Raw genomic sequence first — 25,819 nt, 5'->3', positions numbered from 1 at the left:
TGTAAAATTACCATTAGAGGATGAAACTATCAATGCTCGCTCTATAGACCTTGCTGAATAAGGGGTGTAGACGATGATGCTGATAAACCAGCGCTATATGGAATTAACCCCGTTATGGGGGAAGAGGCGTAATGATTTACTGGCATGTTGAAAAAAATGCCTGTTGCATCCACTCTCAATTAAAAAGTGTATCAAGCTCAGAGGTTTCTGCCATGGTTGAAGGTGTACTAAAACACTGTACAGAAATGTCGGTTCAAAAGAATTATGTTGATACTCATGGCCAAAGTGAGTTGGGCTTTGCCTTTCCACATCTTCTAGGATTCTCTTTAATGCCACGACTGGCGAATTTGAATAAACAAAAACTGGCACAATGTGTATTTGGAGATTATCAAAAGTATAAAAATCTACAACCGGTACTTACAGACACTATTAATTGGCAATTAATTAAAGAGCAATATAGCCAAATTGTAAAATAGCTCTATACTCCCCTAGTATATACTATGCTTTTAGATATTTCTTGTCCAAGCCTAACTTTTAGCTTGGGCTAATACCATCAAAGATTGGTTATTTTGGATAAATAATACACTATATAAATAGAGAATTTCATATGTTCAGTTAATTACAGTATCTAAATATGAACATGCCCCTTTTTTGGTCGAAGGTCAATATAGGGGGCACTGGTTTGTCCTGACTCACCTGTAAACCCTTGTAGAATAAAGGCCTTAAACATTGGCATCACTTTTAATGTTGCCCTCTATGTAATATTTATATATTTAATATCAATTGATTAACTACATCCTAGGAAAAAAAATTTCAAAAGCATTTTGCGACGGAAGCTTCCTCTCATCTTTAAGTCGACCCAAATAACAAGCCAAATTATGGTTGTACAAATCGTTTCATACCCACTGAATATAATGATTCTGCATGCCCATTGTAAAAGCCTCTGTCCAGTGTAGCCACTTTTGAGAAAACCTATCATTTAAATCATATGTGGTTTTATTTGGACAGGTCTGATATTGGCTGTCATTCGCTAATGAATTCATGATGCCATCAGCAGTTAAGCAAGAGCTCAAGTCTAAATAATTGTTTTTGTAAGAGTCGACAAATAATTGAAACAAGACTGTCTCATATTGAGAAATATGTCCCCCATGAGTTTTAATAGCAATTAGCTGGTTTTTAATCTGATATAAATTATTTTGTGTTGACATGGAGTTATCCAGTAATTAAATATCTATGGCGATGTCGGTTTTGTATTGTTTGTTTACCAAGTATGGCAATTATTTAATGAGGGATAAAGTCATTTGCTTAAAACTTAAACAAATGAATTATTTTTTTTGACTTTTAATGAAATTACGGTTGAAATCGACCTCCAAATACTACGTATATTAAGCGATTAGAGGATCTCTAATGCAAATTCAAGTCTTAATTTTTACGTTTCTTAGTTCTTAAAAATGAGACTTTTATCAGTATATAAATATTTTTAGTTCATTGGGTGATCTAGTTGCTCTAAATTTATATATCCTTAGTTAAAAAGAAAAGGCTAGTTGTTGGGGAGCAATTGGATTTATGCGATGATTTGAGGCAAGCGTGCTGTAAGTTTTTGGATGTACACGGCGTTTGGTCTTGTTAATTGAGTTGTCTTCCAGCAATTGGCTCGAACCTTTTATGGACATTCAATACGCCAACACATGCAGCATTAGATCGCAGTCACACGTCATGGCTTTGAGTAAATACCTGCGCTGAGTTCTTAGTTTCGCCATAGCGCAAAAATGTTCACATCCCTCATCAAAACAGGCAAAAGCCAATCCTCTTATCTGTCCCAGCTTGGATTTAATGCGTCCATTAATCAAGGTAATCACCCAGTCATCCAATAATCCTTGCTTAGACGAATCACATAGTAGCGTGAGTCTTTTTCAAAACGTAGTTCGTAATAGCACTCTTTATTTTTAAACTGAATAAGCAATAAAAAAATGGGATTAAGAAACCAGGGCATCGTTAAAATAATGCCAAAGAGGAGATTCGTTTTAGACGCTCAGGGTTATCTTCTACATAAATGGCAGTGGTGACAATATTGGCATGTCCTGCCAAACGAGATACGGCTTTAATGTCTGCCCCTTGTTCAATGAGGCGAGTAATAAAGGTGCGTCGTCCTGAATGAGAGCTGGCCCCATGTATCCCTGCCTTATCATAAACTGCACGGAACCATTTTTGCAGGGTATTTGCGGTGAATCGGCTTTTACGTTGGGTTTGAAACAGCGGCTTATTAAATGGAGTTCCTTTTAGGGAGTTTATATGGGCTTGCAATGTTTCACGAATTTTCTTATGGGTAAGGTAGACATGGCGTTGTTTATCCCCCTTGGTCATCGAGCGCTTCAAACTGATTTCGTCCAATAATTGATATTGGCTATTGGCCACATCACCCAGAGTAAGTGAAGCGATTTCTTTAGCACGTAAACCCAACCCGAATGAGCAATAAATCATCGCCAGGTTGCGAACACCCAATGTTCCTTCTTTGGCGACTAAAGTGAGCAATTTAAACTCATTTTCGGTTAACACCTTTGCTTTGCCTTCACGTGCCATGCTTTTCTCGACCTACACCCTGATTTATTATGATTTTATATAAATAAGGATGTATTTGCAAAGCCAAAAAATGTAGACCGCTTAGAAACCTTTCTGGTGCTAATGACATCCTCTTTTGTATATTAAAGGATGTATTTAGATTTGGTTAAGTATTGAGCGAGCACGATACACGCAGTTTTATCAATTAAATCTGGATGCTTTGATAGTTAACTATCAAAAATTCGAATTTAAATTATATGAGAGGTGTTTGCTTATTATTCCCTACCTATCATAAGAGTGTGCGCTATTGAGATATTGTCGGAATCTCTTTGTGCAGTAACAACGGTTATGAAATAATTTGTTTATTGCCAGTTTGGGCTGGATATGCGGTAAAACCCGATATTCAAATCTTATTAATCGCGTAAAAATAAAAGTGTTTAAATAAATTGTTTATAAGAAGGAAATTTAACGTCGCATTTTTCTCGAAGTTTTTCGCTAATGATCCCATGAATGATAGAGCATAAGGCTCGACAAGATTGAACTATTATAGGTTTGGTTTCATTTAAGGATTGTAAATCTGGATCAACGTAAATGAGCCATTCATTTTTTACAAATATTTGTAAGTCATTATTGAATATTTTATACATTGAATTATGAGCAAATTTATTACGTATTTTATTGATTGTTTTGATTTCTTTATAAAAGAAGCCTAATCCAGGCTCAGATGCAACACATAGATATAGTTTTTGATCAAAAGTAAAACGTGGTTTATCTGCGATTTTGAGCTGATTTGGTAGTAATATGTTTAGATATTCGTCCATAAAATGTTCAATCGCCATGTGGCATAATAAAATAGATTCTCTGATAGGATTTTTTGCGCCAAAAATTTTATCGAAATTATCTGCAAATTTTTTTACATCAGCTTCTCGTTCGTCTAATTCTCTTAGCATTTTAGCAATGAGATATATCTTTTGATCATCTGAAAGCCCGGCAATATTACAGTCTTGTAGATAACTGCTTTTTGTCTGTTCATCTTTAATTATTTCCAAGATGTATTTTTTAATATCCATTCTATTTCCTATAGATATAGTGGTCTCCTTGCTTTCATACATTATGGTATAGGTCCCAATATTGATCCACTTCCCCGTAAGTATTTTATATTAGACATGCGATGTTTTGCTAAATTCGAATTACTGTCAGGGGAGGCTGGATCTTTTAATCAGATAGAGGAAGTTAATGGTGTATCTTCTATAAACAAATGGAAAGAAATTGAGAATGAATGTATATTTACTCAATTGTTCCAGCACGAAATAATTTTATCGCCTCTTTTCTTTAAATTGAATTAAACATGAACGAATTTTTTTCTAATCCAAGTATCTTTTGGCCTTCAGTAATTTCCGCCGGATCATTGATGGTGTCAATCTGGAGTTATGTAAATGCTAAAAAGGAGTCATTTGTTAGTCAATATTCTTTAAGATTTAATATGTATTCTAAAATATTAGATTATTGTCTATTTTTTATTTATCATGAGATTAATGACGTGGAGATCGGAAAGCTGAGAAAAAAAGCTGTTAATGGCTTTCGAGAATCTCAATTCCTTTTTCCCACAGAATCCGGTGTATATGAAAAAATTAAAGAAATCATCCAGCTGACAGGGGTTATAGAACACTATTATAAAGAAAAGAAGAGATATAATCACGCGGACTTGGAAGTCAATGCTCTTTTAGGTCAGTTAGAGGAATTGCTCATCCCTTATATGAGTTTTAATAAAGTTACTCAACCACAGGTAAAAGAACTTAGATCTAGTCAATCTCTAAGTTGAGCCAGTTGGTATGCGTGCAACCGAATATACCAGGCGTGTATAAAGAATAATCATGATTGATATTCAATCATGACCCTTTTTTACAAAGATTCCTGCCGGAGGTCTTTATTGACTTAATTTTTTGCAAATACCTTAGAGTACCTTTTCGTTCCAATGATTGTCATACCCCTTTTTTACTATAGTTTTGACATAGACCTCAGACTCCGGAACTTGCGCCGTATCCCCCAAACCTAGACTAATACTGCATTTAATTTTCTTTAGTAAATTATCTCAAAAATTTGAATATTTAATTAACTGAGAAAAATTAATCAAATTTCTTAACTCATTTTGCTTGTTTTTCCGTTGAAGAGCAGAGGAGGGCATGGTATTAAACATATTCCCCATTTTATTTACTCTTGAAAACTATGAACATTGATAATGTGTGTCAATTGTACTAACATATATTTAGAGAGATTATTTGAGAAATATTATGACAAACGCGAGAAAGGTGGACCAGGCCAAAACACCTATGGCTAAAAGCCGCAGAAGGGTTAGGGGCGCGCAATCAAGGACTGTACGCCCAAAAACTTCTCGCTTAGGTTTTCGTGCATCTGAACCGCAAGCCAAAATAATCCGAATGGCCTCCGATATAAGCCATAAGTCTTTGACTGATTTCATAATGGATAGTGCATATCAAGCTGCTGAAAAAGTTATTTTAGATCAACGGCTTTTTATGGTTTCTGAGGATGTATTCAACAAATTTTCTGAAATTCTAGATCGCCCAGCGCAAGAAAATGAAGGGCTAAAGGATTTATTTTCTTCATCTTTTCCCTGGGATTTAAATGACGCTAAAAAAACCTGAAACTTTAAATAAGGATCACGATTTAATTGGTTTTGATAGTAATTATCCAGAATTGGATGATTGGTTAAAAAAATATGCTTTTCAAGCCAAAGCGTCCGGCTCTGCTACCACTTATATTGTTGCTGACAATAACTTTGTGGTTGGTTTTTATAGTCTTACGGTGGGGCAGGTGAATATTGATGAGGCATCCGAACGCATCAAGAAGGGCATGGGTAAATATCCTATCCCCGTTGTAATCTTAGCTAGATTAGCTGTTCATCATGCTTATCAAGGTAAAGGCATTGGTAGAGGAATGCTTAAAGATGCAATATTAAAAACCTTTAATACTGCAGAACAAGTGGGTGTTAGAGCTTTATTAGTTCACGCCATAGATGAAAAGGCGAATGCTTTTTATAAGCGATTTGGGTTTGAACCTTCTCCACTAAGGGAAAATCAGTTATTTCTTCTTTTAAAAGATGCTAGGAAAATTATATTTGAATGATGATAAGCTCAAGTTGCCAATGAATTCGTTAAGTGTATGTTACACAATTAGCCTTGGTAATGTAGAGGCTAAATAAAGCCAATCCTCGCAAAGAGATATAAAAGGTTTTTCCAGAAACACAGGAGTACAATATGCTTTATTGGAGCATTTTTTTTGCTACAGCCCTATCCTTTGTTTTTTTATCTAAACAACTAAGAAAGAAAAATAAAGAGACTGTTAAGAAAAGAATGCAAAGGGAAACGCTTAAATATGAATTTACTATTAATGGAAAACCAGCATTAGTATATCGAGTAACTTCAGAAGAAGGCGAGCGATATGCTGAGCTAAATTCAGCATTAGAGGACATAAAATTTGCTAAAAGTTGCTTTTCCATAGCAATAAACGCTCTCGGAAGCAACATTACTTATGTTCAAGATAAAGAAGAAATTCCATCTAATATGATAATTAATGATTCTCTATGCAAAGCGGCGATTGTTTCTTATGCGCGAGCTTTTAATTGTTCTGAGGCGGGTAGAAGTCAAATAGGAATTGACTCACTTAATCATTATGAGAGAGCAATACATAAGGAGTTAATGCATATTAGGAACACTTTTATAGCTCATGCTGGTTATGCTGATACAGATAAATCATATGAGTTTGTCGGTACTTATATTTTAAGAGACCCTGATAATATTATAGCTCCTGAAATATGCGCACTTAACCGAAGAGCAAACGGGTATCCAAAGGAAAAATTGCAAGAGTATCTAAATTTAATAGAAAAAATAATTTTGATTTACCAAACGAAATTGACTAAAAGTAAAAAAATAATCTATAGATTAGAAATTAAAGGAAAAAAATGAAGCTTTACCCTGAGGCAGTAAAAGCAAATAATAAAATATGACAGATTCCTCTTGTTGCGTCGGATTAATTCTTCAATTAGATTCTAGAAGGGCTATAGCGAATCTAATTGGTTGAAAATTAAATGAATTGTTTGATTATTGCGATAATCAGACCTTAATAGTATTCATAGTATTCAATGATAGAAATTAAGCGTATATCCGCATTCTTCATTGAGGTATTTATGAAAGTACAAAAAATTAAACTGAATTCTTATGATGTCACATGGATAGTTTTTGATGACAATCACTTACCGATTAAACCAATTACCGAGTTTGATCGCCATCTAAATAATGTAGATAAATCTCCGTGTACAGTGAAAAGCTATGCCTATTGTTTAAAATTATTTTGGGATTATTTAGCTGAAAAAGATCTGGATTGGAAAACAATTAATCTGGCGAGATTAGCTGGACTTGTCGGCTGGTTAAGACAGTCAAGGGAACCAGCTCAAATCGTCGATTTAGTCGAGTAGCTGCTCCTCAGTAATGGGGAGTGGCTACTCGACTTATTATAACGGCGCTTTCATTAATGGTTGAATCTCCAAGTCATCATTATCTCCTTGCGCTGAAGCACTAAAAAAAAACGCTCTATTTCGCTGCTGGGGAGAGGGAAGTTCTATATCCATTTCATCGTTAAGAGCGTCATCCTTTTTAGTGCGTTTTTTCGCTTGTGACAAATTTGTGGGGGGTAGTTGTTCATCCTTTTCTCCTTCATCATGAGAACATTTTCCATACACGCATTCTTTGGAGCGCATGCTTTTTAACACAAGTTTTGCCGCTTTTAATAAATCACTAAAAGCTGGCTCTGGCGATAATCGATTAATTTTAGCTTCTTCCCGTTGAGCAAGATAGGCTTTGATTAAGCCTTTTGCTTTTTTTTCAGGTACTCCTTTCTGAGATAAAATAGCAAGCATTTCAGTAGGGTTATAAGTAGGTAAACGGCATTTAAGCAGTCGTCGTTGCAATGCTTGACTTTGCTGATTGGTACTTAGATCTTGACTTATGGTTTTTTGTAAGACAATTAATCTAAACCCAGGCTTTGCTGCTGGTTCACCTTCTGGGGTTCTTCCCATTAATAGGGCATTTAATAAGCTTTCTTGTAAGGATGACTCACCCTTTATTATGGCCACAGCTCCCTCATGAAAGGCTTTACGTAAAATTTCTTCACGTCGTCCCAGTGATACATTAGAAGGTAAAAGATAATAAGTAGGTTGATCTGAATTCTCTCTTTTTTTACTTTCCTTAATGTACTTCAAGCTTTTCAGTGTATTAATGACCAGGGAAGTGCCTCCTTCTTTGGGTTCGGCTTCGAGAATAACACCGCCTAGAGAGCCGTGGCTGCACGTACTAAGGTTTCTGGTGTTGAGAAAGTCTGAAAGGAGCTGATGCGCTTCACGACGTGACGAGGTCAGCAAAAAACGATCACTGTTCAGTGTGTGAATCGGGTTCCTGACTTGCAGTTGAGTCTCAAAATGTTCTTTAAATTGAGGATAAAGATAATTAGGGATGAGGTATTTTCCTAAAGAAAAGGCATAACTTGCAGCGATTTGCTTTGTTTCGTGCATAGGGTTTTGTAATTTATTAATGAGTGTGAATAAGGCCATTGTTTTTATTTCGCGTGGTGACATTAAGACTTCATTTAATGAATGTTCACAAATATATTGGTACACAGCCAAAATTTTCTTAGCAATTTCCTGACTTTCATCCTCAATTATCGTTCCTGCAAAGACAGGTTTTATTATTTTTTCATAAATAAAACTTTGTGATAAGGGCTCAAATTGCAAGGCAGATCCATGACGACTAAATAAGCTCGCTAATTGTCTACCGGCGCCATAATTCAGAGGATTACCCGCAAAAATAACTTTATGATCTTTGCTTAGTAGATGATAGGTTCCATTGTATAAGATCGCAGCGGGCTTATTAAATAATCCTTCAAAGATGGACCATTGACTTGGATCTAGATTGGCCTCATCAAGAAAAAGTATTTTTTGCCCTTCACGACAATCATTTATCCACGAAGAAAGATTATTTAGGTTCTCATGAATACAATAACCTATATCTTTTAATATTTGGGTAACAAAGGTTGTTTTTCCTACCCCGGTCAAACCAGTAAAAAAAACAAAAGGGGAATATTTTATTGCGGCCTCAAAAGCATCAATTCGTTTTTGTATGAATGCTTGTGCGTGCTCGGCACTATTGACATAGTCGAAGGAGGGTAATCGTATTCCCCCAATAATGCCGTGCATTCCCTGCCAGGCTAAGTCGCTATTTAATTGTTCTATTAAATTAAACTCGGTTTTGGATTGAGCTAGGTTGAATTCGCGGCGGGCATAATTAAGGCAGGCGATAAGTTGAGCTAGTGATTTTTGCGCAAAAAACTCATTGCTAAATGAAAATAATTCATTTTCTTTATAGTGGCGACGCAAGCATTTATATTTTAATTTATTATTAAGCGCAACCTTTTTTATAGGGAAACAGGAAAAGTGTTTACTATCTTCAGTAACGAGATTAACAGAATTATCTGGAAGCTCGTTTTCAAGAAAATAAGCTGTTAACGCATCAGCGAGAAGGGATGAAAACTGACCTTTTAAAATAATTTTTATGCCCGAAGCAATTGATGTCGGTATAAACGTGTCGCGCTCTTCAAAACTAAAGCCACCGCCATCTATTTTTATTTCTCCATTACGTTGTTTTAAAAGATCGGCACTATTGCATTCGCTGATATCGAGAATTCGATAATTTTGTTCTGATATAAGTGACGCAATAAAAAGATCCGTATCGGGAGTTTCGTAAATATTCAGCCAAGGGAGTAAGGGGTTAATCACATGGTTTGGAGGCGCTTCAATTTTTAAAAAATGTCTCATTTCCTCAGGCAGTTCAATATCTTTTGCCAAATCACAATGGAGTTGAATCTGGTTTTGTTGGCATTCGTGTAAGAAAAGGGTCCATTCTTCTAAGGTTAAAGTTCCTGTAATTGATAGTTCCAGAACGCTATTATGGGCTGCTTTTAGAATACCTGGCTCTGTTTTGAGGTTTTGATCACTAATAGTATAACGAATAAAAAAATCATCGTAGGTAGCTCGATTAAGCACTTTTTTTCCTGCATGCAGGCCATATGAGACAGAAATACCTTGAGTTAAGTATTCCCAGTTATAACTATCCTGTCGCACAAGAGAGAAATATTCTGGAAGAATCAGTGACTCTCCTTCGAGAACTATTCGGTGGTGAATCAATGCTTGTCGCCAAAATAAGACAAAATCCTTATCTTCCCAAGTGCCATTTCTTATTTCTAAAGGTCGTTGTGTTTGCCAACATTTTTTAATCGTCTCCTTCATGACCCCTTCTTTAAACGTAAGTTCGACGCCGGAAATTTCCCAACCACCTAAAAGATAGCGGTGCCAATCAGGCCGTTTATAAAGATTCAGTACTATGGTTTCTGATGTTTCCTTAGTAACTAATTGAGGGGCAAGGGGGGGTAAGTTTTCGTTCAATACGTGTAGAGAAAAGTTAGACTGTTCACGAATATCAAAATAACCATGGAAATCTGCGCCATTGTAATGATTGGCATTGCGAGGATTTACCAATCCAATGAGAAGAATATTTTTTTGTTTTCTTTCTAAAATGGCAATACTCATTAGTAAATCTTGGAGTGAAAATTCATCATAATTAATAATGATAAGTGCCATTTCTTCCAGATTCTTTGCGATAAAATGAGTTAGAGCACCTCCAGGTTTTTGCTTTAATGTTCCTTTAGAGCCTTCGCGGTGAATCGAGACAGAAGATTCAACAAGATCATCTGGATTATTAATAAATAAAACAGAGCGACTTGTGGTTTGACAAAAGCGTTCTAACTGTAAGCCCATACTCGTCATTTCATCGGTAGTATTTAAGCTAATCAAACCATTTTTCTGATTTGATGCGTAAATTCGTTGAATTAATTGTTGGCAATAATGGGGAACAGAGGTTATTTCACTGTTGGGTGTTACTCTGGTATTAAAATAAGATTTATATAAGAAAAGTGAAGGTTCTTCTACGTCTTGCTTTTCTATCGATGGTTCTTTATGAAATTGGGGTTCAATGAGTTTAATTTCTGATTCATAACCCCCTAAATCATATATATGCCATTTCCCTTTTGTTTTTATCTCAAAAAAGGCATGAAGTTTATTATATACAATACGCATTTCGACGTTTGCAGGTAATATACCTGCTTGTTCTATCCTCCTCATTAAATCCCAAAAAACAATCACCCTATGGCGGCAAGCTCCCACTTTGTATTGGAGTATGGCATTTAAGTAGTCACGTCCCGTCCAATCGCGTCGATCAACAGTGCTTGGTAACGCACCCTCACCATAGGATAAAATAACTTTACGTGCAGTAGCCAGTACGGATGATTCAGGCTGCATTATGGGTTGCGGCAACTGGGGAATCCAAAGAAGGAATTCAAAAATAACTGGTTGGATCTGTTTATTTTTCGAGCGGATAAAATATTGATTTCGTTTTTCAGAATAGGCTAGTTCTATCTCTAGATCTACAGAGAGAGAATAACATTGTAATTTTTCCTCAGGAGAGAGGGAAGGAAGTGCCTGCCATTCAGAGTTTAAAACGAGGCAATCCTGCGCATAAACATGTTCTCCCATATTTTTTTGAAGAGGTGGTTCTTGGTTTACTCTATTTTTTAAATTTGCAATTTTAGTAGGATAACAAGGTATTAGATCATCAGGTTTAATTTCAATCAACTCAAATGGATTATTTGGAGTACATCGTTGGGAGGAAATAATAACTTCATCGAAGATGTTCTCTCGATAATAGAGGGCTTCATTCTTAAGTGATTCGCCATTTAAGTTATAAAAAATAACATTAATAGTGTAATTGGTGTTCTTATTTGCGGTATCAGCATCCACAGTAGTTTTTTTATCCCCATCATAGTGCTCGGGCTCACTCAGTTCGAGTAATTCATAAGGATGCAATAGGGTCATCACTTCTTTGTCATTTTGAAGTGCGGTGGACCCTCCTAAATCAACTATTTGCAGATTAGGTGATGCATCCAGTAATAATTTCAGCAAATTACTTGGAAAAACCATTAGGGATAATTGGATTAACTTTAAAGTATCTAACCTATGGATAGTTCCTTTCATTGGCTTAGACTTATCGCAAAAAGTTGTTTTGGCCAATAAAAGCTGTTCTATCTTCGGGAACAAATTGATTAAAATAGCAAAGCCGTTTTTATCTAAAAAAGTTGTCGATATTAGTGTGAGCGTACTTAGTTTGGATAATTGAGTGTTTCTTTCGGCCAGCCGTTTTGCATGGAGTTTTTCAAACTTTATATTAGCAAATTGCTCTAACTCCAGATATTCTAATTGAGGTAAGTACGTTAATGAATCCAGTAAATCCGTATAAAAATCTTGCGTTAGTACATTGTGTTTTTTAGGACCTTTGAAATATAATTTTTTTAAATTAGTTGCTCTTTTTAACAAGGTGAAAATGTTTATTTCATCTGTAAACGTAAATGCAAATTCATTGAGTTGATTGATATTTTTTTCTAAAAAAGCCTCCATGCCCTTACTGAAAAAAACAAACTGCTTTAAAACTATTTCTGCCAAATGAGGTGTTTCTGGCGGGAGTGAAGAAAAGTCGGCACTCTTCCCTTCCAGAACTAAGCGTTGCAATTGTGGGGCATTATCAACAAATTTGTTAAGGTTCTTAACATCACTTAATAGCTCTAAAGTAAGCAAAGAAGGTAGGTCTAAAGGATCATTATTATTATCATACATTACCAAGGAGTTTCTTAAGGAAATAAAGTTCAGCTTTTTATTATTGAAAATGTTATAAATGGTCTTGTTTTCGACGATAGGACTTTTATTGTGTAGTGTAAAATCTTTTAGGCTAGTGAATTGGTAACGAACCCAAGGTGTCTTCCCTGTTAATTCAACGTTTCTTAATTGCAATATTTTTAAATTATCCGAAAATTTTAATAACCCATCCAGACTGGCTTGAGGAATTGTCATGTTTTCGATTAATAAATATTCTAGGTTCCGTGGGCTATATTCCTCCGAGGTATCCTGCGTTAACACATGATCGTCATTATTTATGTATAAATAATGCAATTGCGATGCACTTGCTTTAAGTAAGGTACTGATGTTGTGTATACTTATATCGGGTCCATCAAGCGTTAATTTTCTTATCTTGGGAAGTCTAGGCGTTTGCGTAAAATCCGCATCAATGCCACCGCAATTAAAGATAATTAATTGTTCCAGTTGCGTATCAAAATGTAGAAGCAGATCTTCAAGAAATTTTGTATCATAATATGTCGAATTCTTAAAGTGTAAGGAGGTTAACAAAGGCAGTGCTATGGGGGTTGGGGGATGAAAATCCTCTAGATTACACTGTAGTATTTTGAGAGTATGTAGTTGAGGGCATTGGTTCAAAATCCACGTGAGTTGCTCTTCATTAAATCCCGCTATTTCAAGAACTTCCACTTTTTTTAAATCAAGTTGACTGAGTTTTATTTCCCCGCATGCCAATGTTTTATCGTTCATTAAATCTTCGATTTCATTACCATCTAGGTGAAGATATGTTATGTTAATAATCCGTGTTGCTTCAGGAAAAAGTTGTTGGATCTTAAGTAAATAAGGATGGAAACTGTCAAACTCATCGCTAATAAAGTGTGTATAAGGTATTTTTTCAATATACTTTAAAACAGTTTGATTTTTACTCGATAAAAAACTACCTTTCGATTCGTCATATGAACTCCATAAGTAATCACGCAATTTAAGTTGCCGTTCAGTTGATTTTAGAGCAGTAGGAGCAGTGATCTTTTGAAAAAGATAAGTAACCCAGCAATCATCAAGGACAAGAATCTGATTTTTATTAACACATAGCTGGACTGCTGCATCCTTTCTTATTTCCTCTTCTTTTTTAGGTTCCATATTATTGAGTATACTAAATTCATAAATAGAAAAACTTTCTAAATCTAAACGATAGGCTCTTTGATCCTTCCATACATAAACGGTAAAACCCTCCTGAAGTAATTGTTTAAGAATAGTTCCATAGATGGGAACTAAGTCTTCTCGTTGACTATTCATTCGCCAATCATTAAGAAGGAGGATTTTTTCTTTACTTTCTAGTGGAGCAAGACCTTGCCAACACGGCTTTCCCTGCATTAATTGTTGAATATTAATAGTACCGGAAGGCACGTGCGTATAATTTGCACGCTTACTTTGAATCTGATAATAAAAATTAAGAGGTTTTTTCACGGATCAATGTGTTCTTTTATTTGTTAAACTGCTCACATGTTATTCTTCGTGTCTCGATTTGTGAATGCCCTATTTTTGAAAGTGATTTTTTCTAAAATTGAAATTATGGGTAAATAGTGAATAAAGATCCTGTAACTATTTTGAATGAGCCATGACTAGTCTGAAGGTCGCTTCTGTTACAAAAATGGAAAGAGAATCTTTTTCATAATGGAGTTTATTTTTATAAATTTAAATCTAATATTTTTTGGCAGAGCTCTTCAGCTCATCTTCTTTGTAAGAAAAGTTAAGTTGACGATGCCTTTCAATGGCTGCATTTTTAAGGCGATTAATTCTCCAAGGTGTGCGCTGGTCTTGTAATTCGATCAACTTACCCTGACCAGCGAAAGAAATTTAAAAACATCTACTCAGAAAATGGTTTTATTCTATTCTGGTACCTTTCTTCAGCTTCTATTGCTAATTTTTCCAAGATATCTTGAGATTTAAACCAAGAAAAAAATCCTGTTCTCGAAGCACTAATCACGTTATCTCTCAATGTCTGATTAGCAGCATCAATAATTTTGATATTGTCATTAACAGAGCATCCATTAATAAAAGAAAAAATGTGAAAGTATATTTCTGGTAGAATTTTGCCCTCTCTAACTAATTGCTGCCCTTGAAATGCCCAGACATTGGCGGCTGTTGATAAATATCCTTTTGCCTGTTCCAAATTGAGGTGTTTTTCTCTCATCAGTTGATTTAGTTTTTCTGCCTTCTTCATTAGGGGAGCTAGGTGCTGAAGAATATACTCTTCTATAATCTTCTTTCTTTGTATTTCACTGTGAGTAGGATCCCTTAAATCGGGTAAATCCATAACATACTTTTCTGCAATACACGTTCTTAGTTCCTGAGCATCGGTAAAACTCAATAGAGATAATAAATTCGCCTCATTGATATACTTTCCCAATCCATAACTAGATGCAGCCCAATCTGCATAGTGGGCAGCCCCTTTTTGGGACAAGAGCTCATTGACCTCCTTCAGGTATCCTCTACTCGCATAACCCGATAGAGCACACTCTGGGCCTACTCCTTGTGCGATGAGTTCGTTGACTGCGTTAACATGTCCTCCTCGTGCATAGCTGATAACCAAATCGTTCTTACTCATGGACGAGCTCACTTGGGGCATCAGTTGCTTGATTTGAAGGATATGTCCCCCTTCCGCATAGCCCATTAGAGTACATGCTATGGGCCTGCTTTGCACCATCAGTTGGTTAACTTCATGCACATGTCCACCCATCGCAAATCCCGCCAACGCATCATTTACATCAAGGACTTCCGTATTCAGTTGCTTGACTTCGCGCACGTGCCCACCTATCGCAAAGCCTTGAATAGCATAATTTTTATTCGCTCCCTCGGTAATCAGTTGGTTGACCTCATGCCCATGCCCACCTACTGCAAACCCTCTGACTGTTTTATCTCTACTAGCTCCTTGCGCGAGGAGCTGCTTGGCTTCATGAAGATGACCACCTATCCCAAAGCCTTCTGCAGCATAATCTTTGTTGGCACCTTGTGCAATTAATTGGTTAACCTCGTCGACATAACCTCCTCTCGCAAAGCCTTTTGCGGCGTGATCTTTACTGGCTCCTTGCGCAATCAGTTGGTTAACTATACGAATATGTCCTCCCATCGCATATCCCTGTGCTGCGTAATTTATACTCAGATTAAACCGTGTTAACAAAAACTCAACTGCCTCGATATTGTTTTCTTTCGCCAGTAACATCACCGCATTATCTGCACAGTAAAAGACTCCGAGAGAAAATCCTTCGTTCTCCAGATTAGCTAACTCAATTTGATCCTTGCTTTTAGCTAATTGATAAACCAGCTGAACTAAGGAGGCAGGAGAAAAATCTTTCATATTTATTCCTTACGAGGTTTTAGCTCGTCTATTTTGATACTTAAAAGGAATATAATTATTCACATTAAATTATTTTTGGTCAACCAAGGGTTGGTTTACAGCAACGAGACATATGTGATCTTAGCCCACATTATGAGCAACATTTATTCAGATCGGCTTATAATTGAGCTGTATCTGCTTTAAATTTCTAATTAGGAAAGATCTATTTTCCAAATGGAACTTATTCTTACTCGCACAATTTGCTTTTAGTTGCGTGCTAAACCACCTCGTCAAGTTAACTTTTGGTCCATATTGGGGTTTCGGCCAGCAATTTACCATTTTAGCCGGTGGCATATTATGTGAATAATCAACCCTTACGTTATTCCGTGATAAAAATACCCAATTATGCCCCAGATTGCTCTTTTATTAAATTGATGATCAAATCAACCATAATCTCTTTTTGAGCTGGTTTGCTTTGTGCCACCAATGCATTATCATTAATTTTAGGGGGTTTATCCAGATAGCACTGGTTTGTCCTGACTCACCTGTTAAACCCTTGTATAATAAAGGTCTTAAACATTGCCATCACTTTTAATGTTGCAGTCTATCTAATATTTATATATTTAATATCAATTGGTTAACTACGTCCTAGAAAAATAAAAAATTTCAAAAGCATTTTGTGACCGAAACTTTCCATTATCATGTTTAAGTCGACCCAAATAACAAGCCAAATTATGGTTGTACAAATCGTTTTATACCCACTGAATATAATGATTCTGCATACCCATTTTAAAAGCTTCTGTCCAGTGTAGCCACTTTTGATAAAACCTATCATTTAAATCATATGGGGTTTTATTTGGACAGGTCTGGTATTGGCTGTCCTGCGCTAATGAATTCATAATGCCATCAGCAGTTCAGCAAGGGCTGGAGTTCGAGTCTAAATAATTGTTTTTATAAGAGTTGACAAATAATTGAAACAAGACTGTATCATATTGGGAATATCTGTCCCCCATGAGTTTTAATAGCAATTAGTTGGTTTTTAATCTGATCTAAATTATTTTGTGCTGACATGGTAGCTCTCCCTTTAATTACCGCATTAAAGCCGCCTTCAACTGGCCATGCTTAATAAGTATTTTATTCTGCATATTACATACAAGTCCCATTAATAGAACCACCGGATTTCATACACCGAGTATTGACTCCGCAGTCAGTATCAAATTGACATGTATTGCCATAAGAATGATTTATATCCGTTGGGCTATATACGGGCTGTGTATCATAGCTATTACCAGGATTCATACCACCAGCACATACCCCATATAGGTGTCCATTTCCTTTTAAGCAACGACTTCCGACATTACAATCTGTGTCAAAGGTTTTAGGCTCACCATTTTTTTCAGATGATGTTTGTTTCGTTGTAGAAACCAATAAACATAAAGGCACCAATTCGTTTGTTTCCATCTGTAAAAGGATGATTTTTTACAATAAAATAAAGTAAGTGAGCTGCTTGTTCTTCAATGCTGGGATACAGATATTCACCGCCAAAACTTTGAACGATAGATCCTAAAATTCCGAGGAAACTATCATCTTTAGGGTTGCCGAATAAAATAGTGGCCTCTTTCTGAGCCATACGCTGTTCTCTCAAATGATCAAACGCTTGCATAGCCACGTGCGGATTAATCACATCAATGACCTGTTCATTTAATCCACCCTGTGGAAAATTACCGGTATCATATTGATTTAATAAGGCAAAGCTATGGGTGTACTCTGTTAACACGGATAAAAGACCACTTGCCTCAGAATATCCCAGCACTTCAAGTTGAGCTTTTTGAAAAAGCATCACGGTTGCCTTTAATTTATTTATTTGTTCTTTTTGTTGTATCAATCAGGATTCATTCAAAGCATACCCTTGTAACAAATACTCCTTAAGCACTTTATTAGCCCAAATCCTAAATTGCGTTCCTTGCTTTGAATTTACTCGGTATCCTGCAGAAACAATAGCATCCAGATTATAATGCCTCACTGTTCGATTAACCTTCCTTTTTCCTTCAAGACGAACTACCGAGTAATCCTCGGCAGTTGCCTTCTCTGATAACTCGCCTTCAGCATAGATGTTTTTTAGGTGCAGACCAATATTATCGATTGATGTACCAAATAATTCTGGCATTTGCCTTTGAGTTAACCAAATGGTTTCTGACTCAAGACGTACCTCAATTTAAAACTGCCATCCTCCGTTTGAGAGATAAGCGCCTGCTTTTGATTCGTGCCATGGGTATTAAAATTCAGGTCATCTCTTCCTTTAAAGGTCTGCTGATACTTCATTTTTAGCGCGACGATTGATATCCAGTAGTATGCGCTTGAATAAAGAAACTAAATAACAAGAATCGTTTTGGCAGTTTCATGCAAAAAACAAATGATAATAGCTTCCCGTTTTACTTTCGAAGCCATATCACGTAACTGGAACGCATCATAGTAACGACCTTTTTGAGCAAGTTCTTTAATAACATCACGATGTATTGCTGCCAGGTTGCAGTCCAAAATACCCAGCTGTTCAATTTCCTCAAAATAATCAAGATACTGATTCATCATGTCACTACTGGCATTTTGTGGTGATGTTCTTAGATCGGCTAATTGTGCGTATGCTTCTTTAAGCTCAGGTATAATTAAATACTCAAGTTTGTCTCGCAGCGATGGCGATAAAGATTCTACAATACTGCCATAAAAACCTTCTATTGCCTGATTGACCTTCTGCTTCACCACGCGGCCTAGGGTAATAGGGGATGGTAAAACGATACGACAGCTTTTTAAGTGATTTGTGGCAAGCTCAATGAGTCTTCTTTATCCAGCGTTTCTTTTCGTAATTGAGAAACAAGCCATTCCTCTAATTTGATTGATTCTAATTCGTTAAATTCACCATACCCTAGATAATCACGAATGTTTTCTCGCTGAACGTAGCTATGAGGCGTATTCGAAAAAACTGGCATGACTGAAAAAGATTGCCCCAGTTTTTTAGCAAGATAGCTGGTAATTGAGGACTCAGAGAGATCCTGTTGCTCTAATGTGGCTTTAAATGAGTTTAACAAACCATCATGATCCATATGTATGTATTATGTGAATAATTTTTAGGTCAAAACAGGAGACTATTTTAGGATAAAATGTAATTTTTTAACATTTGGAAAAGATTATTAAATTCATCGCGTTAAATCCATACCGGCTAAAATGGTAAATTGCTGGCCGAAACCTCTTATAGGATTAATCCTTTTTCTGATTCTTCTGAGAACTTTCCCTCAGAATAGGTATCTTCATCAGATAACTCCCAAAATTCATTTTCTGAAAGGGTATTGTCTGACTTTTTATAGGCATCAATAATTTCTTTCTGTAAGGTATCTATCGAGCGTTTTTTTGCCTCTTCCATTTGCTCTTGAAATTCAAGTCGTATTGTTGATTGATTTTCTTCATGGGAAACGAAAAAACGACTAGAAAAATCTAATTTTGGTACTCTCTTCACTCGTGTATTCTCGAATGCCTCTGTAAGAATTTGTTTATACCCAGGAAAAATCTCGAGTATTGTATCTAAAGCAGGCTTAGAGGATATTAAACGACTAAGTTCTGCGGGGAGCCGAAGAATATAATCAATGATGCTTTCAGTGTAATCTGAGAAAAAGCTAATAAATAATATAAGGTCACTGGTTGATGGAATAATCCTTTGAAACACAACTTTTTTACTAATGAGCTTGTTAAAAATAGCCTCCGCATACTTCGGATAAACTTCCGCTGCTGTTATTAAGGATTCAATTTGTTTAAAGCATTCAAAGAATACGCTCGGATCATTTAGGGCATTATTTATGGAAGCATCATAGTTATCCATAATAACATTTTTATGATCAGGAAAGGCTTTAATAATGGCTTCTAAATCAGATTTGTTTATTACAAGTTGTAGTATATATGTTGGTGTATCAAGGAGTGCTTTTACGATTGCTCCACCATGTAGTGGGAAATAATCCGCGAGTTTTAACAAGTTCTCCCTTGTTTGAATTAGCAATGGGAAAAGGTTTTCTTCATTTAATACTTTAAATATTATAGATTCAAAGTGCTCTGGATATCCTTTAGTAATTTCTATTATATGACTGACGCTTTGAAATTTAATCTGGAAAATGTTTATATCGTCAACCCTCTTACCTCCATCGAGTGAAAAGCTCGGCAGTGTCATATTATTTATGGGGTTTGTCTCCGGGACAAATGCTATAGCAGAGGAATAACTAGGAGATGTTGTAACCTTTGTGGAACTAAGTGCTTGAGCCTCCGCTGGGAATAGAGCAGCTGCTCTATTTGCGTATTTCTCCCAAATTCCCTTTTTTCTGCTCTGAACTCATAATTTGGTGAAGCCTCCTCGCTTACGTTTAATTTGAGTTAACGATTAGTTTTTCGCCGTTTTCAATTAATTTAATTTTGTTTTACATTTCAATTGGTTGGGTTTATTTAGCATACTAAAAATGACTCAGTTGCAAAAACGGAAACTATTCAATTTCCTATTGAAAAGTGGGACTCCTCTCTAAAAATTAATTCCTCGTATAGATAAAGTAGTGATTTAAATCTTTGATCCAGGAGTTGTTAATACATAAATGGAAATTATTCCATTTTTAGACTAATTCCGTTTTTACAACAGAGCCTCAAATATGACTTTTTTAATCCAAAATCCCCCCCCACAAGTCAGATTTCTATAATTTCCAATAAATCAAATTCAAACAATGTGCGCTATTTAAGATGTAATTTGAGATTTTCAGCGGATTGCCATCGATATTAAATCTTTGGGGAATGAAGTCCTTTAAAACAGATCATATTCTGCCTTTTTACAAAAATCATAACTTAACTTTAATATTTTCGACAGAATCCGGAGAATTGCTTCAAGGAAAATAATTGACATAATCCCCTCATCTGTATGCCCTAAAAGAGCGAATTAGCACTCAAATTAATATTCAACCCGTCACCAGAGGTAGAAGTATCATCCGAGGGTCGGGATGTAAAAAAATACGTAGAGAAAACAACTCCTCCCCCCCACGAAATGATCGTAATTTAAATAAATCGTAAAATATATTAACAGAACTTGGTAATTTTTATGCTATTATGAATTTTTTAAGTGCTCATTGTTAGATTAATCTCACTATTTAGAAGAGGTAACGAATGAAAAAAAATATGCTTGGTATAACTTTTCTTATTTTATCTTGTTCGACATTTGCCAGTGAAGTTCATATAGAAAAATTAAGTGCAAGAGGAGAAAAAAATATTTCTTTTCGCACAATCATCAACCCCTTTGGAGGCGCCCTTTCAGAAGCGAGGTCTATTGCAAAGAGAAAATTAATTCAGAAGTGTGCAGCAGAGTTTAATGGAAGAATTATTGGAAAGATTGAGTATAGAACAATAAGATTTGATGAAGGTATTATGGCAGCGCGAGTAAAGGCTGACGGGAATTGTGAATATGGAAAGCACTCTAAATCAGCTACCTTAAAGCAGAACAAAAAGTAAAAAAGAAATCCGTGTGTGCATGGAAAAATTAGTTTCATGTCCAAAAAAATTCATAATAGATTATTCATGAAATCTTTATGACCTAAAGCTAAAAGATGATACTGAAGCTTTTGGCTTATAAAGCCCCCTCCGGTTTAATTAATCCCATTGAACGCCATGGGGTTATCAATTATGTCCTTTCCATATTTACAATTTATCCAACAAAATAACGAGCAAATAAGCAATAAGAAAACTTCTCACCCCACACAGCCCATTCAGAAAACGCATTAATATTAAAAATATCCACTCATTATCCTTTTTAATAAAGTACCTCACTTAGTGGTACATTTTTCAGAATTCTTAATGCACTAGCAAACAAAACGGGGCGGCCTGTTGAAAAATATGTGTAAATAATACACTTAAATATATGTATCCAAGTAATAATATCGGGTTCTCCAATCGCCTATAATTAAAAAGATGGATCATGTTTTAGGGGAAAGAAAATGAATAGCGTATCTAACCCACAACAGGGAACACAGGTTAAATCTGGCGATTTATTTGGTATTGATGGTATCTGGATTAACAAAGATCAGAGTCATCATGAAGCTGTAGTAGAGGCAGAGGCTGGTGATCAAGTTCCTGGGCACTCTGGATCTTCGGGAGGTTTAGTGGGCTGGTTTTGCGTATCAACCCACGGCGACTGCAAAGAGATTTCTGGTACTCCCCATCAGCACGATGACGTTCTGCGCTCCAGCAGGTGTTTTAAAACGAATGAGGCACTTTTCTTTTCTGCGCGTGGCTGCTTTACTCCTGAAATTCGATACGCACCTTTTGATTGCGTTATAAAAAGTTAAGTTGACGGCGCCCTATTTACCTATACATTTGTCTAATCATTAATTCATAAGGCATCGTCAATTTAGCTTGTCGGTGCCCCATACCTAAATAAATGTTCTTCCGATAGCAATTTCTTCAAAATTATTAATGTTATAGGGCTCATTAATCTCTAAATCTTTAACTACCTGAAGAGCGGCTTTTTGAGTTGTTGAATGTTCATTTGTAGGTCTAAAAAATAATAACGAGCGCGTGCTCACCCAAGGGCCATAACGCTCCGAATCAGTATTCTTTAGGGAAAGGCTTGTTATGTCTTTCTTATGCGTTGCATGATAACTACCTAAGCAAAAATCATTCAATGATGAATTGGTTTGTTTAGCAAAATCACCGAATGTAGCTGTTTTGACTGGCATTGCCGCGCCCTCTCTATATAACTCGCCTTCAAGTGCAAATAGTTTACTTTGTTGGTAATAAACATAAGGAAGCTTAAACGCATGAACTAGAACTACAAAAGGAATCGCTATTACGGTGGCGAGGAAAGCAAGGGCCCATCGTATGGCTTGTAACCCTATACCAATAGCCCCCACCATATTTCTGAGAATACGCTTATCATCAAAATTCTCTTCGTCTCTCATATATCTGAATGTCCTGAGTTTAGCTGGATAGCCATAATTTATGAATGCATTAGAAATTAATGGAATAAGTGTCATATCAACTAAGCCATATTTGAGCCGATTAAAAGATATCTCGCCACCATCTAATCGAGTTGCTATGCAATAATCCCCATACATTATTGCAAATGTATCACTTATACCTTCCAAAAGATTATTTTTTAGTAATTTGCTAAATTTTATTATAGGAAACCAACTGTTTCTTTTAGTAGCTTTAATCATAAATGATTCATCTGCTTTCAGTCTGTCAGAAGCATGAAATATTAAAGAACTATCTTTTTTAAGAGCAGCTAAAACTACCTCCTCATCATCTTGTAATTCTTCCGATGCGTAAACAAAAGCATAACTTTTTTTCTCAATTGCCAAAAGCATAAACTCTTTATTTTCTCTTAGCCTGCGGGATACCTGTGGCAATACATTAACCGTAATGTTAAGAGCTTCCAAAAGGAACTCTGCATCGTCGCTTAACTCTTGAGTGAACTGCGGAACATTATCAGTATTATTTTTAAGCTCTTCTAAAATGGTTAATTTTTCATTACTCAATGACATTTAGGTCTCTCCAGCTAAAGTGCTAGTTCCATTATAACGAATGATCAATAAGGGCTCAATAAGATTTGATATTAAGCATCGCTATACTCCTATAAATAAAAGACGGGTTTTCGTCGAGTAAGCTGATCTGGTTACCAAGACCAGCTCCTCTAAGAACGGAGCGTGCGACATTCACCGCACTCCGCTCAAGTCTTTTTAAAGCCAACATCGATTGACCCAGCTATAATAAGACAGTTTTCTTCGTGAGCCATGTTAGGAACGTTCGCCCGCCATCTTCTTTCAGTTTTTAAAATTATTTTATTTCGTTGTTCACGTTCTTTAAAAGAATCGGTATACCGCTCGTCGAATGGTGTTGCATCCGCTTTGATCTTAATATGCCGTCTGATGGTAACTTTTGCTGCGGTAAATAGGTAAAGGAACTCTTTACCAGATTGTTTGCCTTTAAGTCTTGCATAGAAAAGCCATTTTCTTTGACCGAGACTACGGAAGTAGGTTTTTTTGCATCCATGTTGCACTTTTATTTGGATGTCTTTTCTTAATCCATCTAATGAGTGCTGCAAATACTTGGCTATCTATATGGTGTAGCGTGTCCTTTGCCACAACATGGCGATAATAGTTTGCCCAGCCCCTGATCTTTGGATTCAGTAACCGAATTAAACTTTCTGTCTTTACTGCTGAATTTGATTTAATTAGAGTTCTAATGTCATCAAGAAATGCATGAACATTCTTTTGGATGGTTTGATAAGCAATTTATTGTTATCATATTTCCGTATCTTAAACCCAAGAAAAGCAATTACCGCAGGTTTTACCTGATGCTCTAATATCTCGCGGCTGGCTCTTGTAATAACAAAATCATCTGCATAGGAAATGACATTCACTTTATCTCTGGTTTTGGTTGCGTTTTTCACTGCTGCTTCCAAACCCCGAAGCGTTATAGTCAATAACGATGGCGAGATGAGATGATGCCACCTTGAGGGGTGCCTGCTTCTGAGAACCAGGCTTGTTTTTCCATATAACCAGCTGCTAACCATTGCTCTAACATTTTACTATCCATTGGAGCGTTCGCTTTAAGCCTTTCATGGCTAATGGTGTCAAAGCAAGCACGGATATTCCCTTCGAAAATCCATTGAGGTGAATGTTTCTTGGCTAACGACTTGAAGCATTGCTCAATGGCATCAGCTGTTGAACGTTTTGGACGAAAGCCATAGGCGTTCTTATCCGCAGTCATTTCCGCTATAGGTTCGAGAGCTAGCAAATGTAGTGCTTGCATGGCTCTGTCTTTTATAGTTGGAATGCCCAGCGGGCGTTGTTTTCCGTTCTTTTTTGGGATATAAACACGTCGCAAAGATTCGGCTTGATAGCCTCGACGATGTAACATGTTTGCCGCGGCTAATTTCTCATCGTTCGATTGCCAGAGTATGCCATCAATTCCGGCAGTTCTACCACCTCGTGTAAATCATTTACGCTTATTGCTAGTGACTATCGTTACGTAGATTCACATGTGTTCACCATACCCACTACCTCGCACTTATCCGGTTCATGATTACCAGAAAGGTATCTTTCTTACGATAAATACCCCATGCAGATGCACTTCGTTACATTATCAGGGCTGCTCTTTATTCAAGCCCCTAGGTTCATCTGGTAGCACAGATGGCTTCTTCCTCTGTCCTTGTGAGTAGAAGCAACTCTTTCAAGCGACCTCGTGTCGCGCCCGCATATCCAGCCCAAACTGGCAATGAACTAAATATGCTTCAGAAAACTTTAACTAAACTCAAAATGGAAATTTGATTCTGGAGCTGTTTTACTTCCTGCACCTTTAGAATCAGGATTTGAGATGCCAAATAATGTGTGAGGTGTAGATACAAGAAGAGCTGCCAATTTTGATTCATTCAACTTCATTTCTTCCTTGGTAATAGAAGAATCCTCAGGTGCGAGTTGCTTGGCTTTGCTAAGTGCTACCTCAGCGTTCTCCCACTTTTTCTCTAATCTATAAGTACAGGCAATATTTAACCAAGCATCCGCAATTTCTTGCTTATCTTCCGTTTTTTCCAAGATGGACGAAAAGTACTTTCTTGCTTCAGGGAAGCAATCCTGTTTAAAGAGAGACATTCCCAATTGATTAGTGACAATAAGATGTTCTGGATCAAGATGCATTGCTTCCAAATAAATTTCTTGCGCTTTTTTATAATCTTTATTTTTATACATATGATGACCATATTGCGCTAAGCATTCTGTAAGATTGGATAAAATAATGTTTCTTAATGCGAAATCTTGTTCATGACATGCTGATAATGCTTTTCGGTAATATTGTATTGCGTAACTAAAATTGCTTACTATATTCTTCTGTACAGCATCTTCGTCTTCAACAACTCTTTCAAGAACTTCAATGTATTGTTCATACCAACTGGCTGCACTTTGTAAAAATACAGGGTTGTCACTACATATTTCTAAGGCTTTTTTAATAAAAGCGAGCGCGCCCTTAAACAGCTTAGCGCTGTTTGCCAAGTCTATTTCAAGATAATGCAGAGCAGATTTTATATAAAATAAACCCATATTGTTCCAAGC

The 25,819-nt window shown here is 36.3% G+C and carries 23 protein-coding genes and 1 pseudogene; 8 read left to right on the top strand and 16 right to left on the bottom strand.

Annotated elements, in window-relative coordinates:
- Positions 1-110: 110 nt before the first annotated feature.
- Positions 111-473, top strand: a pseudogene (locus ACD661_RS16450) (Tn3 family transposase); the annotation flags it as partial.
- A gap of 423 nt (positions 474-896) precedes the next feature.
- On the opposite strand, the gene ACD661_RS16445 reads toward ACD661_RS16450, so the two are convergent.
- From ACD661_RS16445 to ACD661_RS16435, 3 genes are all read right to left on the bottom strand, one after another.
- The gene (locus ACD661_RS16445; protein WP_400188935.1) at positions 897-1,208 is read right to left on the bottom strand and encodes a hypothetical protein; all 312 of its coding nucleotides are present in this window, start codon (positions 1,206-1,208) and stop codon (positions 897-899) included.
- 787 nt (positions 1,209-1,995) lie between these two features.
- Positions 1,996-2,580 (bottom strand): tyrosine-type recombinase/integrase, encoded by a 585-nt coding sequence (locus ACD661_RS16440; protein ID WP_400188934.1) that lies wholly within the window; start codon positions 2,578-2,580, stop codon positions 1,996-1,998.
- A gap of 416 nt (positions 2,581-2,996) precedes the next feature.
- Positions 2,997-3,629 carry a hypothetical protein gene (locus tag ACD661_RS16435; RefSeq protein ID WP_400188933.1) on the bottom strand — a complete coding sequence of 211 codons (633 nt, stop codon included), beginning with the start codon at positions 3,627-3,629 and terminating at the stop codon, positions 2,997-2,999.
- A 278-nt stretch (positions 3,630-3,907) separates the two neighbouring features.
- Here ACD661_RS16435 and ACD661_RS16430 point away from each other — a divergent pair, with 278 nt between their 5' ends.
- The 5 genes from ACD661_RS16430 (at position 3,908) to ACD661_RS16410 (ending at position 7,051) form a co-directional block, all read left to right on the top strand.
- Entirely contained in the window at positions 3,908-4,381 is a 474-nt protein-coding gene (locus ACD661_RS16430) for a hypothetical protein (protein ID WP_400188932.1), read from the top strand.
- Positions 4,382-4,850: 469 nt separating this feature from the next.
- Entirely contained in the window at positions 4,851-5,222 is a 372-nt protein-coding gene (locus tag ACD661_RS16425) for a type II toxin-antitoxin system TacA family antitoxin (RefSeq protein WP_400188931.1), read from the top strand.
- Complete coding sequence (locus ACD661_RS16420; protein WP_400188930.1) at positions 5,203-5,703, top strand: GNAT family N-acetyltransferase; 501 nt, start codon at positions 5,203-5,205, stop codon at positions 5,701-5,703. The genes ACD661_RS16425 and ACD661_RS16420 overlap by 20 nt, the downstream gene beginning before the upstream one ends.
- A gap of 131 nt (positions 5,704-5,834) precedes the next feature.
- Complete coding sequence (locus ACD661_RS16415; RefSeq protein WP_400188929.1) at positions 5,835-6,542, top strand: hypothetical protein; 708 nt, start codon at positions 5,835-5,837, stop codon at positions 6,540-6,542.
- 221 nt (positions 6,543-6,763) lie between these two features.
- A complete protein-coding gene (locus ACD661_RS16410) occupies positions 6,764-7,051 on the top strand; it encodes a site-specific integrase (protein ID WP_400188928.1) in 288 nt (95 codons plus the stop codon).
- Positions 7,052-7,087: 36 nt separating this feature from the next.
- Here ACD661_RS16410 and ACD661_RS16405 read toward each other — a convergent pair whose 3' ends face one another.
- From ACD661_RS16405 to ACD661_RS16375, 7 genes are all read right to left on the bottom strand, one after another.
- On the bottom strand, positions 7,088-13,831 hold the full coding sequence (locus ACD661_RS16405) for a hypothetical protein (protein WP_400188927.1): 6,744 nt from the start codon (positions 13,829-13,831) through the stop codon (positions 7,088-7,090).
- A gap of 400 nt (positions 13,832-14,231) precedes the next feature.
- On the bottom strand, positions 14,232-15,722 hold the full coding sequence (locus tag ACD661_RS16400) for a hypothetical protein (RefSeq protein WP_400188926.1): 1,491 nt from the start codon (positions 15,720-15,722) through the stop codon (positions 14,232-14,234).
- Positions 15,723-17,097: 1,375 nt separating this feature from the next.
- Positions 17,098-17,541, bottom strand: a complete 444-nt coding sequence (locus tag ACD661_RS16395; protein ID WP_400188925.1) for a type II toxin-antitoxin system death-on-curing family toxin — start codon at positions 17,539-17,541, stop codon at positions 17,098-17,100.
- A gap of 45 nt (positions 17,542-17,586) precedes the next feature.
- Positions 17,587-17,868 (bottom strand): RhuM family protein, encoded by a 282-nt coding sequence (gene rhuM / locus ACD661_RS16390; protein ID WP_400188924.1) that lies wholly within the window; start codon positions 17,866-17,868, stop codon positions 17,587-17,589.
- A 203-nt stretch (positions 17,869-18,071) separates the two neighbouring features.
- Positions 18,072-18,458, bottom strand: coding sequence for a hypothetical protein (locus tag ACD661_RS16385; protein ID WP_400188923.1), 387 nt, complete (start codon positions 18,456-18,458; stop codon positions 18,072-18,074).
- Between the two features lie 47 nt (positions 18,459-18,505).
- The gene (locus ACD661_RS16380) at positions 18,506-18,784 is read right to left on the bottom strand and encodes a hypothetical protein (RefSeq protein ID WP_400188922.1); all 279 of its coding nucleotides are present in this window, start codon (positions 18,782-18,784) and stop codon (positions 18,506-18,508) included.
- Between the two features lie 161 nt (positions 18,785-18,945).
- A complete protein-coding gene (locus ACD661_RS16375; protein ID WP_400188921.1) occupies positions 18,946-19,911 on the bottom strand; it encodes a hypothetical protein in 966 nt (321 codons plus the stop codon).
- Between the two features lie 971 nt (positions 19,912-20,882).
- Between ACD661_RS16375 and ACD661_RS16370 the strand changes: the two genes are divergently transcribed.
- The gene (locus tag ACD661_RS16370; RefSeq protein ID WP_400188920.1) at positions 20,883-21,224 is read left to right on the top strand and encodes a hypothetical protein; all 342 of its coding nucleotides are present in this window, start codon (positions 20,883-20,885) and stop codon (positions 21,222-21,224) included.
- A 482-nt stretch (positions 21,225-21,706) separates the two neighbouring features.
- Entirely contained in the window at positions 21,707-22,057 is a 351-nt protein-coding gene (locus tag ACD661_RS16365) for a hypothetical protein (RefSeq protein ID WP_400188919.1), read from the top strand.
- 84 nt (positions 22,058-22,141) lie between these two features.
- Here ACD661_RS16365 and ACD661_RS16360 read toward each other — a convergent pair whose 3' ends face one another.
- The 6 genes from ACD661_RS16360 to ACD661_RS16335 all read right to left on the bottom strand — a co-directional run bounded on the left by ACD661_RS16360 (position 22,142) and on the right by ACD661_RS16335 (position 25,807).
- Positions 22,142-23,254, bottom strand: coding sequence for a DUF4116 domain-containing protein (locus ACD661_RS16360; RefSeq protein WP_400188918.1), 1,113 nt, complete (start codon positions 23,252-23,254; stop codon positions 22,142-22,144).
- A gap of 185 nt (positions 23,255-23,439) precedes the next feature.
- Positions 23,440-23,814, bottom strand: coding sequence for a hypothetical protein (locus ACD661_RS16355; RefSeq protein ID WP_400188917.1), 375 nt, complete (start codon positions 23,812-23,814; stop codon positions 23,440-23,442).
- The gene (locus tag ACD661_RS16350) at positions 23,735-23,944 is read right to left on the bottom strand and encodes a group II intron maturase-specific domain-containing protein (RefSeq protein ID WP_400188936.1); all 210 of its coding nucleotides are present in this window, start codon (positions 23,942-23,944) and stop codon (positions 23,735-23,737) included. Before ACD661_RS16350 ends, ACD661_RS16355 begins: the two co-directional genes overlap by 80 nt.
- Positions 23,944-24,162, bottom strand: coding sequence for a hypothetical protein (locus ACD661_RS16345; RefSeq protein WP_400188916.1), 219 nt, complete (start codon positions 24,160-24,162; stop codon positions 23,944-23,946). The genes ACD661_RS16350 and ACD661_RS16345 overlap by 1 nt, the downstream gene beginning before the upstream one ends.
- A gap of 29 nt (positions 24,163-24,191) precedes the next feature.
- Complete coding sequence (locus ACD661_RS16340; RefSeq protein WP_400188915.1) at positions 24,192-24,632, bottom strand: reverse transcriptase domain-containing protein; 441 nt, start codon at positions 24,630-24,632, stop codon at positions 24,192-24,194.
- 383 nt (positions 24,633-25,015) lie between these two features.
- Positions 25,016-25,807: a tetratricopeptide repeat protein gene (locus ACD661_RS16335; RefSeq protein WP_400188914.1), complete on the bottom strand. Its 792-nt coding sequence runs from the start codon at positions 25,805-25,807 to the stop codon at positions 25,016-25,018.
- Between the last annotated feature and the right edge of the window lie 12 nt (positions 25,808-25,819).

The organism is Legionella lytica, assembly GCF_044626755.1.
Classification (GTDB): domain Bacteria; phylum Pseudomonadota; class Gammaproteobacteria; order Legionellales; family Legionellaceae; genus Legionella; species Legionella lytica_A.
Note: the sequence above shows the minus strand (reverse complement) of the source record. Positions and strands in the feature narration are given on the sequence as shown.

Coding starts and splice junctions, on each gene's coding strand:
- ACD661_RS16445 (WP_400188935.1), bottom strand. CDS start 1,208: ATGTCAACACAAAATAATTTATATCAGATTAAAAACCAGCTAATTGCT.
- ACD661_RS16440 (WP_400188934.1), bottom strand. CDS start 2,580: ATGGCACGTGAAGGCAAAGCAAAGGTGTTAACCGAAAATGAGTTTAAA.
- ACD661_RS16435 (WP_400188933.1), bottom strand. CDS start 3,629: ATGGATATTAAAAAATACATCTTGGAAATAATTAAAGATGAACAGACA.
- ACD661_RS16430 (WP_400188932.1), top strand. CDS start 3,908: ATGAACGAATTTTTTTCTAATCCAAGTATCTTTTGGCCTTCAGTAATT.
- ACD661_RS16425 (WP_400188931.1), top strand. CDS start 4,851: ATGACAAACGCGAGAAAGGTGGACCAGGCCAAAACACCTATGGCTAAA.
- ACD661_RS16420 (WP_400188930.1), top strand. CDS start 5,203: ATGACGCTAAAAAAACCTGAAACTTTAAATAAGGATCACGATTTAATT.
- ACD661_RS16415 (WP_400188929.1), top strand. CDS start 5,835: ATGCTTTATTGGAGCATTTTTTTTGCTACAGCCCTATCCTTTGTTTTT.
- ACD661_RS16410 (WP_400188928.1), top strand. CDS start 6,764: ATGAAAGTACAAAAAATTAAACTGAATTCTTATGATGTCACATGGATA.
- ACD661_RS16400 (WP_400188926.1), bottom strand. CDS start 15,722: ATGAAAGATTTTTCTCCTGCCTCCTTAGTTCAGCTGGTTTATCAATTA.
- ACD661_RS16395 (WP_400188925.1), bottom strand. CDS start 17,541: ATGCTTTTTCAAAAAGCTCAACTTGAAGTGCTGGGATATTCTGAGGCA.
- rhuM (WP_400188924.1), bottom strand. CDS start 17,868: ATGCCAGAATTATTTGGTACATCAATCGATAATATTGGTCTGCACCTA.
- ACD661_RS16375 (WP_400188921.1), bottom strand. CDS start 19,911: ATGACACTGCCGAGCTTTTCACTCGATGGAGGTAAGAGGGTTGACGAT.
- ACD661_RS16370 (WP_400188920.1), top strand. CDS start 20,883: ATGAAAAAAAATATGCTTGGTATAACTTTTCTTATTTTATCTTGTTCG.
- ACD661_RS16365 (WP_400188919.1), top strand. CDS start 21,707: ATGAATAGCGTATCTAACCCACAACAGGGAACACAGGTTAAATCTGGC.
- ACD661_RS16360 (WP_400188918.1), bottom strand. CDS start 23,254: ATGTCATTGAGTAATGAAAAATTAACCATTTTAGAAGAGCTTAAAAAT.
- ACD661_RS16340 (WP_400188915.1), bottom strand. CDS start 24,632: ATGTTACATCGTCGAGGCTATCAAGCCGAATCTTTGCGACGTGTTTAT.
- ACD661_RS16335 (WP_400188914.1), bottom strand. CDS start 25,807: ATGGGTTTATTTTATATAAAATCTGCTCTGCATTATCTTGAAATAGAC.